This is a genomic window from Bradyrhizobium sp. 604_D8_N2_3, from assembly GCF_051810765.1.
GTDB classification, from domain to species: Bacteria; Pseudomonadota; Alphaproteobacteria; order Rhizobiales; family Xanthobacteraceae; genus Bradyrhizobium; species Bradyrhizobium barranii.
Window position 1 is genome coordinate 1,944,341 of record NZ_JBPWPM010000001.1, and the last position, 13,160, is coordinate 1,957,500.

Here is a 13,160-nt window from a genome sequence, read left to right on the forward strand (position 1 = left end):
CCAGGCTTGGATCGTGCCATGTCGAATGTCGTTCTTGAGAAGGTGAGCCGGAGCTTCGGTAATTTCGTCGCGGTCGACGGCGTCGACCTGCGCGTCAGCGAGGGTGAATTCGTCACCCTGCTGGGGCCGTCGGGGTGCGGCAAGACCACGACGTTGCGGATGGTCGCGGGCCTCGAGCAAAATTCCGGCGGCCGCATCAGCATAGGCAACGAGGTCGTCAGCGATGCGGCTCGCGGCGTCTTTGTTCCGTCGGAGCGCCGGCGGCTCGGCATGGTCTTCCAGTCATACGCGATCTGGCCGCACATGACCGTCTTCGAGAACGTCGCCTATCCGCTGCGGGTGCGCCGCAAATCCGCGGCCGAGATACGCGATCTCGTCGCCAGGGCACTCCGCCTCGTCGAAATGCAGGATTTCGCCGAGCGGCCGGCACCGGCGCTGTCCGGCGGCCAGCAGCAGCGAGTGGCGATCGCGCGGGCCCTCGTCTTCGAACCCAAGGTGCTGCTGCTCGACGAGCCGCTCAGCAATCTCGACGCAAAGCTCCGTCTGCAGATGGGCGACGAGTTCCGTTCGATCCAGAGACGGCTTGGGATGACGAGCCTGTACGTGACACATGATCAGGCCGAAGCGATGGCGTTGTCCGACCGTGTGGTCGTGATGGATCGCGGCCGAATCCAGCAGATCGGTGCGCCCGAGGAAATTTATCGCTATCCCGCAAACCGGATCGTGGCGGCCTTCTTCGGAACACCGAACCTGCTGGAGGCCAGTGTGGAGGCCTGCACGCGGATCGACGATCGCCGGGTGCGGCTCAACGTCGTCGGCAAGGGCTGGCGTGGAGCGTGCGAGTCGGCAAGCGAGATCCGGCCCGGGCGGCCCGTGACCGTCATGGTTCGTCCCGAGGACGCGCGTATCGCGGCGCCGGATGCGGCTCACAGTGACCACGAGCTTCGATGGTCCGGACAGATTGCGCACACGATCTTCCGCGGCCCGATCCGGTCGGTCGTGGTGCAGACCGACGATAGCCGCCTCAATGTCGATGCGCCGCCGTTCGGTGGCTTCTCCGTCGGAGACAATGTGACCGTCGTCGTTCCGCAGCAATCAGCTTGGGCAGTGCCGGAGCAGGCCGGCGCAGCCCCTTAAGCCGGGGGTGCCTCTCAGCGATAGATCTGCTGAGCCAAAGACAGCATCTCGTTCATGCGTTCGGGATCGGTGGTGCCGAGAAGCTTCGTTGTTTCGATCTGTGCCACCGCGGGATCGACACCGGTCAGCGCGTCCGCCGTGGTCGGCAGCAGCCCGAGCCTCGCAAGGCTCTGCTGCATCGTCTTGCCCAGATAGTATTCCATCAGCAGCCGCGCCGCGTTTGGGTGAGGCGCATTCTTCAGCAGCGCGAGATCGTAGCCGACGTAGGGCAGCCCCTCCTTTGGCGCGATGAACTTGACCGGGAGGCCCTTGAGTTCGAGCAGCGATGTCAGACTGTCGGGGATGTAGAGCGGGTATTCGCCGCGCGCTACGCGGCGCTCATTTGCGGGTATCTCCCGGCTGAACTTCAGGTCCTGCTGGGCAAGCTTCTCGTGGAAGGCGCGCCCGTAGAGGTCCTGCAGGACCGAGAAGAGCACGCCGCCGCCGCCGAGCGTCCGCAGATCGTCGCTGAGGATTTTTCCTTTCCAGCGCGGATCCGTCAGGTCGAGCCAGCTTTTCGGCTCGTCCGCCGGCTTGACCAGCATGGTATTCGCCAGGATGCCGTAGACGATCGCAAAGACAGGGAGCCGCATGCCGTCGCTTGGGAAGTCCGCCTTGAGACGGCCGAGGCTGGGGAGGGGGCCGTGAGGTTCGAAGACACGCTCCTCCTTGATCTGCAGCGTGGTCGTGGTCCGCCCGTTCTCGGAGACGTCGGCTGCGTTGCGGCCCGCGGCCTGCTCGATGCGGATGCGCTCCCGGACTTCGCTCGCGCGCGCTTCGAGAATGTCCACGGTGATTCCGTAGGCGGACTCGAACTCCTTCTTGAGCTCCTTGTGCGCGGCAAGGCCGACGAACGCGCTGTAGAGCACCACGCGGCCTTCCTTCTTTGCGGCTGCGACCAACGCGGACCATTCGCCCTCCGCTCTCGACGGGGCCATGATCGATGGCAGGATCGAAGAGGCGGTCAGTCCAAACACCGTAGCGCGGCGCGTGATGCGCGCGCGCTTTTCCCGGTCCGGCGTGGCCATTGTCGCTACTCCGCGGCTTGCGGGCTCGGGGCACGCCAGCGAATGGCGGTCTTCAACTTGTCCTGATAGGCCTCGAGCCAGTCGATCTTCGCGTCAGCGTAGTAGGAGCCTGCGCGCGCGTTCCAGAACACCTCGGCATCGTCGACGCCGGGCGGCACGGTGCCGCTGTTGGCGAATGCCCGTGCAGCGTTGAGCAGGCGCCGCCTCGTCCGCGCGATCATCACGTCGCTCGGTGCGAGATGTTCCTTGGTGTGATCGACGATCGGCCCCATGCTTTCCGTGACGGCTTGGTCCTGCATCACGATGTTGCGGATGCCGGTGTAGATCTTGTTGGTGCGCTGAGCTTCGCGATCGATCTGCCAGTCGTTGCCGATGTTCTGGACCGCACGCCAGCGCCCATACCAGTCCGTGGTGTTGGGCAGATAATCCAGACCGTCGGCCCCGGGGATGCCGCCACCGGATTTCAGCTTGGAACTCGAGTAAGTCGCCCCCTTGGCGCGGCCGCCATAGATCGAGATCAGCATCGTGTGGGTGTCGTCCATGGGCACCCACGCCTTGGCGACCACGTGGTCGGCAAAGTCGGCGTTCGGGGTCTGGGTCCAGAACGGCAGTGAGAAATGCGCCATGCGCCAGTGCATTCGATCGTCCGCTTCCGGCCGAAACGCGCCGTACATCGTGCCCCAGTCGGTCTCGGTGACCTTGTACTCCGGCGCTCGGTTGGAAACCGTGTGACGGGCCGGGTGGCCTTCCTCGAAATCATCAGGGTTGATGTGTCCGGCATGCAGGAAGCCGAAATGCGACGTGTCGATATCGCCTTCGAGGCCCTGGAGCCAGTTGGCTTCGCGTTGGAGGATGGTGACGGTCAGATCCTGCTCCGGAACGAACAGCGCTTCGTGCATCGGCATCGGCGGCGCCTCGGCCCGCGCGCCCATGTAAACCCATATGAGGCCCGCGCACTCGCGAACCCTGTAGCTTTTTGCGCGGACCTTTTCCTTGAAATCCTGCGGAGGGGGGACGTTCGGCATTTCGAGGCAGCGGCCGTCAACGTCGAACTTCCAGCCGTGATAGACGCAACGGATGCCGTCCTGCTCGTTACGGCCGAGGAACAGCGAGGCACAGCGATGTGGACATTGATGATCCAGCACGCCAACCCGGCCCGAGCTGTCACGGAAGGCAATGAGCTGCTCACCAAGCAGCATCAGGCGCATTGGATCGCCGTCGACCGATAGTTCCGAAGAGAGGGCGGCGGGTATCCAGTATTGCCGCATCATCTCGCCCATGACCGTACCCGGGCCAACCAGCGTCAGATCCTGGCCGTCAGTCGATTTCGACATGGTGATCCTCCCTAGCTCTTTTGAATGCTTATTATTTGCATTATGCAAGTAATTCGCCCCTGCGTCAATGACGCGATCGTCCGGAAAGCGAGCGGTTGAGCGGTGCAGTGCAACTCGTTATGGTTCTGCTCCCATCACCGCGAGCAAATTGTCTTGATGAACAAGGTCAGCACGATCCTCCCGCTCGAGAACTGGACCGGATACCGGTTCGGTCTCATCGCTTCGCGGCTGGGCAGCTTCATCTCCCCCATGTACGAAGATCGTTACGAGCTGACGATGCCGGCCTGGCGAAGCCTCGCGGTCATTGCCAGGCATCAGCCGCTGACGGCCACGCAACTTGCGACATTGACCTCGTCCGATGCGTTCAAGGTCGCGCGCTCCATCGAATTGCTGGTGCGCCGAGGGCTGATTCATCGTGACGTGGATAAAGCGGACCGCCGCCGCGCCAGCCTGAGCCTCACGACCGATGGCCGCAAGGTCTACAAGGATATCGAGAAATTCGTTGTTCGGGTCGAGCGCAAGCTCATGGCCGCGCTCGATCCGCACGAAATCGAGGTTTTGAGGCGAAGCCTCGACAAGCTCGATCAGCAACTGGAGACCGAGATCAAAGCACAGGGCCGCGAGAAATTCCTGTAACGGTCTCCGGCGGCCTCTGTTTGCGTCTCAGTATCTTACAATGTCCGAATGCCGCTCTTGATGCCATCGGCGATCTGACCAATCTGCTCCTCGTTGATGATAAGAGGCGGCGACAGGATCAGTGTATCGCCAACAGCGCGAACAAAGATCCCATTTTCGAAACAATTGTTCGCCACGGCGCGGGCCCGTTGACCAGGAGCGTTCGGGGCAGCTTTGATCTCTACGGCCCCAAGTAGCCCGAGGTTGCGGATATCGCGGACCGCGCCGCCGGCGCCCCTGATGTCGTGAATGGCGGCTTCCCATGTCCCGGCGATGCGCGCGACTTTCTCGAAGATGCCTTCCTCCTGATAGACATCCAGGGTGGCAATCGCGGCGGCGCAGGCAAGCGGGTGGCCGGAGTAGGTGTAGCCGTGAGCGAGCTCGACGGTGGCCTCCGGTCCCTGCGACATGGCCTCGTGCACATGATGATGAACCAGCACGCCTCCCATTGGAACGGCGCCGTTACTCATCCCATTCGCGCATGAGGTCCGGCGTGACGCCTAGAGCCTGTGCGGCAAACGGCGCCCCTAGTCTTCCGAAGCCGGTGACGACCTCATCGAAGATCAGCAGGATGCCGTGCTTGCTGGTGATCTCGCGCAGCCGCTTGAGATAGCCCTTGGGCGGCGGCAGCACGCCGCCGGCGCCAGCTATCGGTTCGACGATGACGGCTGCGACTGTCGAGGGGTCCACCGCGGTCAGGAGACCTTCCAGCGCATCTGCAAATTCGACGCCGTGCTCGGGCTCGCCCTTGCTGAACGCATTTCGCGCGAGATCATGTGTGTGAGGAAGGTGTGACACCCCCGGAAGCATGACGCCGAACTGCGCCCGCTGCCATCCGATGCCCGAGACCGAGAGTCCGCCGAATCCCATTCCATGGTAACTGCGCTGGCGCCCGATCAGGCGCTGGCGATGGCCTTCGCCGCGCGCCCGGTGATAGGCCAGCGCCATCTTAAGGGCGGTGTCGACCGCCTCGGAGCCGGATCCGGCGAGGAAAGTATGGTCAAACCCTTCCGGCGCGATCTCCAACGCGGCAAAGTCAGCTAAGGGCCAAAAGGCGAATTACACCGTGACCAGCTCGGGGATTTCCGGTCTAGGCAATGTGTGCGCCGTCGCTCTCTCCCATTTGTCAACGTGGTTGACGGTAATTGCCCGGAATTGCTGTTCCGCGAACTATTGGATGGACTCTTCCGGCAACCAGCTGAATTTGCCTTCGCAAAACTGGTCGTGGTGGTTGAAGTTCGGCGCGTGGACCGGATGCATTAGCGATGTCATGACGCGCGATATGGACTCCCGAGGTGAACGGCGCCGTTGAAGTTGCCATCGCCTGCACCTCTTTCGTAATGAAACAATGGCCGGCCACAGCGCGACCGGCGACGGTGTCGTCATGCTGGCGGGAGCGCAGCCGCGGCAGACGACCGGAGAGATGATCTAATCATTCGGGAAAGGCGTTATCCAACAGAGGAGTATCCTATGAAGTTGGCTCAAACATCAACACTACTCATTTGTCTGCTCGGCGCGCCGGGAATTTCGTTGGCCGCGGACGCCAAGGGGGACGTGGAGAAGGCTTACGCCGCTTGGGATGCCGCATTTAATAAGCACGACGAGAAAGCCATCGGCGCCTCCTATGTCGCGACGGCAAAATTGATGCCGCCCACACATCAGGTCGCGTCGGGGCCGACCGAGATCGAGAAGTTCTTTGCCGGACTCTTCGCGAGCGGTGTGACGGATCACAAGTTGGAGATGATCGATGCCGGCGGAGACGACAAGGTAGTCTTCGGCACAGCCAAGTGGAGCGCTACGGGTAAGGACAAGGAGGGCAAGCCGTCTCCCTTCAGTGGTTTGGCGACGCACGTCTTCGAACGCCAAGCCGACGGATCGCTCAAATTGAGGCTGCAAACATTCAACTAAAGCGGTCGAAGCTTAATCGGTCCGGCGAGGCGGCGGCCTTACCGGACGCCCAAAAGGGCTACTTGTCTCCGGTGCAAGATATGTCCGGGTTGGGTCAAACTGCGACTTAACGGGGAGGGCAGTTCTTGGCGAAACGCGGACATTTGCCCTGATCGGCACGTCTCCGAAGAGCCAAGATCAGAGTGATCGTCGCATTCGGTCGCGGCGTGGACTTGCTACCTACGATGACGTGAGGATTCCGCAGCTATCCTCTCATACAACGCCACCTCTACGCGCTAGTGCGGTAGAAGAGCTATCTGCTGGGGTCATTTGGAGCAACGGCCTCCTCGAACAGCTCAACCTTACCGCGCGTGTTGTCTGTTACCGCAAAAACCTCGTAAAAATCGATCTGCGGCTTCATGCCGTAGCGCTGGATGATGCCCTCGAGCCACGGCCCGGTGTAGAACGCCGTAGCGTCCTCGATACGCTCCCACTGGTACACGCCGCCCGCCCAGCCGCTTTCGGACCAGATGAAGTGCTTGCTGATCAGCCCCGTCACCCCGCGGAAGTTGGGGGCGATCTTGTGAAAGTGCTCGCGACACGCGGCGTGGTCGATCTGCGGCGGCAGTGTGTATCGTACAACGGCGGTAATCATGCGACCTCCTTGTAAGTATGCCCCGGCGCAACATTGATGCCATTCCCGGGATCAAGCTAGCGAAGCGGGAAGCCGACCATTCCAAAGCATGCTGAACTTAGCGTCGAAGTTCAGCCTATCCTGCATGATCTCGGTCCGGGCGTTGCTCAATTCGCGCAACGCAGGCTCCATGCATGCTGGTGCGTGTCGACTCAGATATTGACCATCTACTCGCGCCGATCGCGATCAAATGCGACAGACGCCGCCGTGAGTAGGTCAACACGATTGACAAGAGCCTTAATCGCCGCGCGGCTATCTCCTTTCAATTTTTTGCGTTAATGTGAAGCTCTTCACACCCGTGTAGCAGACGGGCTCGGATGATGCCCAAAGAGAGGTGAGCTAAGGCCCCGCAAAGCGCCGCCCAGTTCTATTCCATTCACACGCGAGTTTGGGAGCGACACATGGAAAAGCGCGAAATTGGCAACAGCTTGACGAAAGGTCTGTCCGAAGCGAAGCGGGGCGCCTTCTCCCGCCGCTCGGTGTTGACGTTGGTTTGCACCCTCGGCGCCACGGCGCCGCTTGGAATGTTTGGAGCGGCTCGCGCGCTGACGGCATCCGGGACTGGATCGCTGTCTTATATTCCCGGCGAGCCTCTTATTTGTCGCGCCGCAGCGAGCAGTGAAGAGCTGCAGGGCCCACCCCGCCAACTCAAACTCGCCTGGAATGCGAACGCGGCGTGCACCGTCGCTGCGGCAGTCGCAAAGGAGCGGGGTATCTTCGCCAAGCACAACCTCGATGTCGAATTCGTCAATTTCGGCGGTTCGACCGACCAGTTGTTGGAGGCGATTGCAACTGGCAAGGCGGATGCCGGTTTGGGATTGGCCCTGCGCTGGCTCAAACCGCTGGAGCAAGGTTTCGACGTTCGGATCACCGCCGGTGTGCACGGCGGCTGCATCCGGCTCCTCGGCTCCAAGGCTGCGAATATTGACAGCCTGGAATCCCTGCGCGGCAAGGCTATCGGGATTAGCGATCAAGCGAGCCCAGCGAAGAACTTCTTTTCGATCTACCTCGCCAAAAAGGGCATCGATCCGGCCCAAGAGGTAGAGTGGCGCCAGTACCCGGCCAATCTGCTCGCGCTTGCCGTCGACAAGGGCGAAGTGCAGGCGCTGGCCGAGATAGATCCGCTGCCCTACCTCTGGCTCAAGGAAGGCAAACTCAACGAGATCGCGACGAACTTGACGGGTGAATTCGCCGACCGCACCTGCTGCGTTCTCGCGATACGTGGCAGCCTCACCCGAAGCGAAATGCCGGTGGCGGCCGCTCTGACCCGATCGATACTGGAGGGGGCAGACCTAGTTGCCAGCGATCCCGCCGATGCCGCAGCAATCTATTCGGGCTACGGCGGGAGAGGATCCGTAGAGGATCTCGCCACGATGTATCGCAGCCATACTCACCACAATCACCCGGTCGGGGCAACGCTCAAGAAGCAGCTTCTACTCTACACCGACGAACTCAAGGCAGTGAACGTCATGAAGCGAAGCACTGACCCGGCCAAATTCGCCGAGCGGATTTATCTTGACGTTCTAAGCTGAGCCGATTGGGAAGATCCGCAGTGAGCTCGGTCATCGATGAAGTGCCGAGGCCATCAGAGAAATCGGGTTTCGGCTTTTTTGAAAGTTCGACCACTCGGTCGTTGATCGGCGGACTGTCTGTTGCCGCCGCATGGTCTATGGTCGCCGTGCTCACTGCGCTCTGGCCGGATAAGCCCGAGAGCGATTGGGCCTACACCGGCGGCTTCGCGATTGCCTGCGGCGCGTTGGCCCTTGCGCTCGCCCTGGCAGCCTTTGCCGGCGTTCGTTTTGTTGCTTTTCAGCGTCTCCAGTGGCTCTCCCCGTGGCTGTTTGCGCTCGCGCTGTTTTTTGCTGCCTGGGAGGCCGTCACAGCAAAGCTTGGATTGCTGCCGTTGCCGTTCTTTCCGCCGCCGCAGGCCGTTGTCGAAGTCGTAATCGATGATTGGGGGCGGCTGGCTGAAGGCATCTTCGCCTCAGCGCGTCTGCTCGCGACCGGTTACTTTCTCGGTGCGGCGGTGGGGTTCGTAACCGGCGTGGCGATCGGCTGGTCGCGGCTCGCCGGTTATTGGATCCACCCAGTTTTGCGGTTCATCGGGCCGCTGCCCGCGACAGCTTGGCTGCCGCTCGCATTTTTTGTTTTCCCGTCGAGCTTCAGCGCCAGCATTTTCCTGATTGCGCTCGCCACCGGGTTTCCGGTCACCGTGCTGACCTGGTCGGGCGTCGCCTGCGTGAAGAGCGCCTATTACGATATTGCGCGGACATTGGGAGCAACCCAGCGCTTCCTCGTGCTCAAGGTTGCCATTCCGGCGGCAATGCCACATGTCTTTGTTGGCCTGTTCATGGGTCTCGGCAACTCGTTTGCGGTTCTTGTCGTAGCCGAGATGCTGGGCGTGAAGGCGGGGCTCGGCTGGTACCTGCAATGGGCGCAAGGTTGGGCGGCCTATGCCAATATGTACGCCGCGCTGCTGCTCATGGCGTTCTTGTGCTCAGGGCTGATCACGCTGCTGTTCCGCTTGCGGGACCGCCTGCTATCCTGGCAGAAAGGTCTGGTGCGATGGTAGCGGCGATCGCAAGCGATCACGCGGTCCGTGGATCGACGCTAACGCTCCGCGAAGTGAGCCACAGCTTCGATCTCGAAGGGCAGCCCCTGCCGGTATTGGACCGCATCAGCCTTCAGGTCGGCCGCGGCGAATTTGTCGCTCTCCTGGGGCCGAGTGGGTGCGGAAAATCGACCCTGCTGCGGCTGGTCGCGGGGCTCGACACTCCAACAGCCGGCTTCCTGCTAGCGGAGGGAAGAGAGATCGAAGCACCCGATCCGTCGCGCGTCGTCGTTTTTCAAGACCCAACGCTCTATCCATGGCGGACGGTACGGAGCAACGTTGCGCTCGGTCTGGAAGCCCGCGGGTTGCTACGCACTCATGGCGGGCGTATCGAAGACGCCTTGCGCCTGGTGGGGCTCACGGGCTTCGCCAATGCCTACCCGCACCAGCTTTCCGGTGGCATGGCGCAACGCGCGGCTCTGGCGCGTGCGCTTGTCAACGACCCAAAGCTGCTCATTCTCGACGAACCTTTGGGCCAGCTCGACTCGCTGACTCGCATCGCGATGCAGGCGGAACTCGTATCACTTTGGCAGCGCTCGCGCTTCACGGCGCTGATGGTCACGCACGATGTCGAGGAGGCGCTATTGCTTGCTGGCCGTGTCATCGTGCTGAGCGACCGGCCTGCACGGGTCAAGGCTGAAGTCGTCAACAGCCAGCCCTATCCTCGCCACCGGGGCGATCCGCACTTCGTTGAGCTTCGTCGCGAGGTGTTTGGGCAACTCGGCCTCGATGAGGCATGGTAGCCCTCAAAAGGAGCTCGCCGTGACGGATCTTCTCATACGCATCCACAGAGCAAGCAGCACGGCGTTCTCGCCGCGATCGCAATGCGATTGTGTTAGCGGCTGTGCAGCCACCTCGTGGAGATCTAAAAATCTGGGAAGCGCACGGAGACTTCGATGACCTCAGAATTCAACGTCCACAACGCCGCGGGCTATGAGCAGCTCATGGGCCGCTGGAGCCGAAGACTCGCGCGGAAATTCATCGACTTCACAGGGATTTCCGACGGCGAAAGGATTCTCGACATCGGCTGTGGCACCGGTAGCCTGACCTTCACGCTCGCCAGAGCCGCCGACCTCGCCGAGATTACCGCGATCGACTATTCACCAGTCTTTGTCGAGGACGTGATCCGGCGCAACACAAACCCGCGAATAAAAGTCCGGCAGGCTGATGCCTGTGCACTGCCCTTCGAGGGCGGCACGTTCGATCGCGCTTTGGCGCTTCTCGTGCTCCACTTCGTTCCCGAAGCCGGTAAGGCAGTAGCCGAGATGCGCCGCGTCGTTCGGCCGGGCGGCGTGGTCGCGGCAGCGGTGTGGGATCATCTCGGCGGGATGCCCGGCATGCGCATGATGGTCGACACGGTGGCGGCACTCGGTGAAAGCGGGCGCCAGCTGCGCAGTCGCTATTGCTTTCAACCAATGATGCAGCCGGGCGAACTGAGACGGACTTTTGCCGAACAGGGTCTCGTGAGCATTGCGGAAGTAGAGCTGATGATCCGCATGGACTACAAAAGCTTTGCCGACTATTGGACGCCGATTGCCGCTGGCGAAGGGCCGCTCGGCAAGTATGTGGCAGCGCTCGACGCTGCGGAGCGAGCGCGCACCGACGCCGCCGTGCGCGATGCCTACGAGGCCGGCCGGCCCGACGGCCCGAGGTCCTTTGCAAACGTCGCGTGGGCGTGCAGAGGCATCGTTCCCTAACTCGACGGCCAGAGCGGTCTCTTCCGAGGTCCTGACTATCTGAGTGCCCGGGTGGAAAGTCGATGAACGTCTGGGCTTAACCAGGACGAGCAGGCTTGCTGCTCTGCTACGCGGATACGAGAAGATTGGCGAAGTGGAAATTTTTCATTTTCTGCTTGAAGTCAGGTGAGTGAGCGTCTATGCGTTTTCCAGCGTTGCTCGTCTGTCGGGCGCTCTCTTTGGCCTAGATGCCAAGGGAAGCATGCACGCTCTTGATGCTCCTCACCTTGTTGAGTGACACAACAGTCGACGTAAGTCGATTGGAGTTCATTCATCGTCGGTAAGGGTGTCGGAACCCTTCCACTCTGGAAGGTTGGGGCCTCGTGGTCCCGGGCTGTTTGACAAGTGAAGATGAAGAAAGAGAAACGTGGACGGCGGAGTCCTTGCGCCTCTCGGACACTGAAGAGCTTCGGCTTTTGAGTTCTGAGAGGGGACGAAAGACTTCGGCGGTACACGTTTTAAAGGAAACACCATCGCTGCCAGCGATGTGAATCGCGGGCAGCTCGGCGACTTCGGTTGTCGAAATAATGGTGGGACCTCGTCAAACGTTGTGATCAGCCGGTTCAAAGTTCAAGTCCAACTTGAGAGTTTGATCCTGGCTCAGAGCGAACGCTGGCGGCAGGCTTAACACATGCAAGTCGAGCGGGCGTAGCAATACGTCAGCGGCAGACGGGTGAGTAACGCGTGGGAACGTACCTTTTGGTTCGGAACAACACAGGGAAACTTGTGCTAATACCGGATAAGCCCTTACGGGGAAAGATTTATCGCCGAAAGATCGGCCCGCGTCTGATTAGCTAGTTGGTGAGGTAATGGCTCACCAAGGCGACGATCAGTAGCTGGTCTGAGAGGATGATCAGCCACATTGGGACTGAGACACGGCCCAAACTCCTACGGGAGGCAGCAGTGGGGAATATTGGACAATGGGGGCAACCCTGATCCAGCCATGCCGCGTGAGTGATGAAGGCCCTAGGGTTGTAAAGCTCTTTTGTGCGGGAAGATAATGACGGTACCGCAAGAATAAGCCCCGGCTAACTTCGTGCCAGCAGCCGCGGTAATACGAAGGGGGCTAGCGTTGCTCGGAATCACTGGGCGTAAAGGGTGCGTAGGCGGGTCTTTAAGTCAGGGGTGAAATCCTGGAGCTCAACTCCAGAACTGCCTTTGATACTGAAGATCTTGAGTTCGGGAGAGGTGAGTGGAACTGCGAGTGTAGAGGTGAAATTCGTAGATATTCGCAAGAACACCAGTGGCGAAGGCGGCTCACTGGCCCGATACTGACGCTGAGGCACGAAAGCGTGGGGAGCAAACAGGATTAGATACCCTGGTAGTCCACGCCGTAAACGATGAATGCCAGCCGTTAGTGGGTTTACTCACTAGTGGCGCAGCTAACGCTTTAAGCATTCCGCCTGGGGAGTACGGTCGCAAGATTAAAACTCAAAGGAATTGACGGGGGCCCGCACAAGCGGTGGAGCATGTGGTTTAATTCGACGCAACGCGCAGAACCTTACCAGCCCTTGACATGTCCAGGACCGGTCGCAGAGATGTGACCTTCTCTTCGGAGCCTGGAACACAGGTGCTGCATGGCTGTCGTCAGCTCGTGTCGTGAGATGTTGGGTTAAGTCCCGCAACGAGCGCAACCCCCGTCCTTAGTTGCTACCATTTAGTTGAGCACTCTAAGGAGACTGCCGGTGATAAGCCGCGAGGAAGGTGGGGATGACGTCAAGTCCTCATGGCCCTTACGGGCTGGGCTACACACGTGCTACAATGGCGGTGACAATGGGATGCTAAGGGGCGACCCTTCGCAAATCTCAAAAAGCCGTCTCAGTTCGGATTGGGCTCTGCAACTCGAGCCCATGAAGTTGGAATCGCTAGTAATCGTGGATCAGCACGCCACGGTGAATACGTTCCCGGGCCTTGTACACACCGCCCGTCACACCATGGGAGTTGGTTTTACCTGAAGACGGTGCGCTAACCAGCAATGGAGGCAGCCGGCCACGGTAGGGTCAGCGACTGGGGTGAAGT

Annotated in this window: 12 protein-coding genes and 1 rRNA gene (1 of these 13 cut by a window edge); 8 read left to right on the top strand and 5 right to left on the bottom strand. The window is 60.8% G+C overall.

The window, feature by feature from the left end:
* Nucleotides 1-18: 18 nt before the first annotated feature.
* On the top strand, nucleotides 19-1,137 hold the full coding sequence (locus AB7245_RS09105; RefSeq protein WP_085403313.1) for an ABC transporter ATP-binding protein: 1,119 nt from the start codon (nucleotides 19-21) through the stop codon (nucleotides 1,135-1,137).
* Nucleotides 1,138-1,151: 14 nt separating this feature from the next.
* Here the strand turns inward: AB7245_RS09105 and AB7245_RS09110 are convergent, their stop codons facing one another.
* Both AB7245_RS09110 and AB7245_RS09115 read right to left on the bottom strand, forming a co-directional pair.
* Nucleotides 1,152-2,204: an ABC transporter substrate-binding protein gene (locus AB7245_RS09110; protein WP_085403314.1), complete on the bottom strand. Its 1,053-nt coding sequence runs from the start codon at nucleotides 2,202-2,204 to the stop codon at nucleotides 1,152-1,154.
* Between the two features lie 5 nt (nucleotides 2,205-2,209).
* Nucleotides 2,210-3,538, bottom strand: a complete 1,329-nt coding sequence (locus AB7245_RS09115) for a Rieske 2Fe-2S domain-containing protein (protein ID WP_063985290.1) — start codon at nucleotides 3,536-3,538, stop codon at nucleotides 2,210-2,212.
* 156 nt (nucleotides 3,539-3,694) lie between these two features.
* Here AB7245_RS09115 and AB7245_RS09120 point away from each other — a divergent pair, with 156 nt between their 5' ends.
* The gene (locus AB7245_RS09120) at nucleotides 3,695-4,174 is read left to right on the top strand and encodes a MarR family winged helix-turn-helix transcriptional regulator (protein ID WP_085403315.1); all 480 of its coding nucleotides are present in this window, start codon (nucleotides 3,695-3,697) and stop codon (nucleotides 4,172-4,174) included.
* Between the two features lie 35 nt (nucleotides 4,175-4,209).
* Here the strand turns inward: AB7245_RS09120 and AB7245_RS09125 are convergent, their stop codons facing one another.
* Together AB7245_RS09125 and AB7245_RS09130 are read right to left on the bottom strand one after the other, a co-directional pair.
* On the bottom strand, nucleotides 4,210-4,683 hold the full coding sequence (locus AB7245_RS09125; RefSeq protein WP_283808584.1) for an aminotransferase class III-fold pyridoxal phosphate-dependent enzyme: 474 nt from the start codon (nucleotides 4,681-4,683) through the stop codon (nucleotides 4,210-4,212).
* Nucleotides 4,676-5,239, bottom strand: a complete 564-nt coding sequence (locus AB7245_RS09130; protein ID WP_275552147.1) for an aminotransferase class III-fold pyridoxal phosphate-dependent enzyme — start codon at nucleotides 5,237-5,239, stop codon at nucleotides 4,676-4,678. Before AB7245_RS09130 ends, AB7245_RS09125 begins: the two co-directional genes overlap by 8 nt.
* Nucleotides 5,240-5,683: 444 nt before the next feature.
* Here AB7245_RS09130 and AB7245_RS09135 point away from each other — a divergent pair, with 444 nt between their 5' ends.
* Nucleotides 5,684-6,121, top strand: coding sequence for a YybH family protein (locus AB7245_RS09135; RefSeq protein WP_439034206.1), 438 nt, complete (start codon nucleotides 5,684-5,686; stop codon nucleotides 6,119-6,121).
* A gap of 292 nt (nucleotides 6,122-6,413) precedes the next feature.
* Here the strand turns inward: AB7245_RS09135 and AB7245_RS09140 are convergent, their stop codons facing one another.
* A complete protein-coding gene (locus AB7245_RS09140) occupies nucleotides 6,414-6,755 on the bottom strand; it encodes a hypothetical protein (RefSeq protein WP_085398205.1) in 342 nt (113 codons plus the stop codon).
* A 440-nt stretch (nucleotides 6,756-7,195) separates the two neighbouring features.
* Between AB7245_RS09140 and AB7245_RS09145 the strand changes: the two genes are divergently transcribed.
* The 5 genes from AB7245_RS09145 to AB7245_RS09165 all read left to right on the top strand — a co-directional run.
* Nucleotides 7,196-8,326 (top strand): ABC transporter substrate-binding protein, encoded by a 1,131-nt coding sequence (locus AB7245_RS09145; protein WP_085398206.1) that lies wholly within the window; start codon nucleotides 7,196-7,198, stop codon nucleotides 8,324-8,326.
* 20 nt (nucleotides 8,327-8,346) lie between these two features.
* Entirely contained in the window at nucleotides 8,347-9,366 is a 1,020-nt protein-coding gene (locus AB7245_RS09150; protein WP_245343889.1) for an ABC transporter permease, read from the top strand.
* Nucleotides 9,360-10,148, top strand: a complete 789-nt coding sequence (locus AB7245_RS09155) for an ABC transporter ATP-binding protein (protein WP_085398208.1) — start codon at nucleotides 9,360-9,362, stop codon at nucleotides 10,146-10,148. The genes AB7245_RS09150 and AB7245_RS09155 overlap by 7 nt, the downstream gene beginning before the upstream one ends.
* A gap of 153 nt (nucleotides 10,149-10,301) precedes the next feature.
* Nucleotides 10,302-11,102: a class I SAM-dependent methyltransferase gene (locus AB7245_RS09160; RefSeq protein ID WP_085398209.1), complete on the top strand. Its 801-nt coding sequence runs from the start codon at nucleotides 10,302-10,304 to the stop codon at nucleotides 11,100-11,102.
* Nucleotides 11,103-11,718: 616 nt separating this feature from the next.
* A 16S ribosomal RNA gene (locus AB7245_RS09165) occupies nucleotides 11,719-13,160 on the top strand (it continues 47 nt past the right edge of the window).

Bases quoted from the DNA above. Each gene is read 5' to 3' on its own strand.
- AB7245_RS09105 (WP_085403313.1), top strand. From the start codon at position 19: ATGTCGAATGTCGTTCTTGAGAAGGTGAGCCGGAGCTTCGGTAATTTC.
- AB7245_RS09110 (WP_085403314.1), bottom strand. From the start codon at position 2,204: ATGGCCACGCCGGACCGGGAAAAGCGCGCGCGCATCACGCGCCGCGCT.
- AB7245_RS09115 (WP_063985290.1), bottom strand. From the start codon at position 3,538: ATGTCGAAATCGACTGACGGCCAGGATCTGACGCTGGTTGGCCCGGGT.
- AB7245_RS09120 (WP_085403315.1), top strand. From the start codon at position 3,695: ATGAACAAGGTCAGCACGATCCTCCCGCTCGAGAACTGGACCGGATAC.
- AB7245_RS09125 (WP_283808584.1), bottom strand. From the start codon at position 4,683: ATGAGTAACGGCGCCGTTCCAATGGGAGGCGTGCTGGTTCATCATCAT.
- AB7245_RS09135 (WP_439034206.1), top strand. From the start codon at position 5,684: ATGAAGTTGGCTCAAACATCAACACTACTCATTTGTCTGCTCGGCGCG.
- AB7245_RS09140 (WP_085398205.1), bottom strand. From the start codon at position 6,755: ATGATTACCGCCGTTGTACGATACACACTGCCGCCGCAGATCGACCAC.
- AB7245_RS09145 (WP_085398206.1), top strand. From the start codon at position 7,196: ATGGAAAAGCGCGAAATTGGCAACAGCTTGACGAAAGGTCTGTCCGAA.
- AB7245_RS09155 (WP_085398208.1), top strand. From the start codon at position 9,360: ATGGTAGCGGCGATCGCAAGCGATCACGCGGTCCGTGGATCGACGCTA.
- AB7245_RS09160 (WP_085398209.1), top strand. From the start codon at position 10,302: ATGACCTCAGAATTCAACGTCCACAACGCCGCGGGCTATGAGCAGCTC.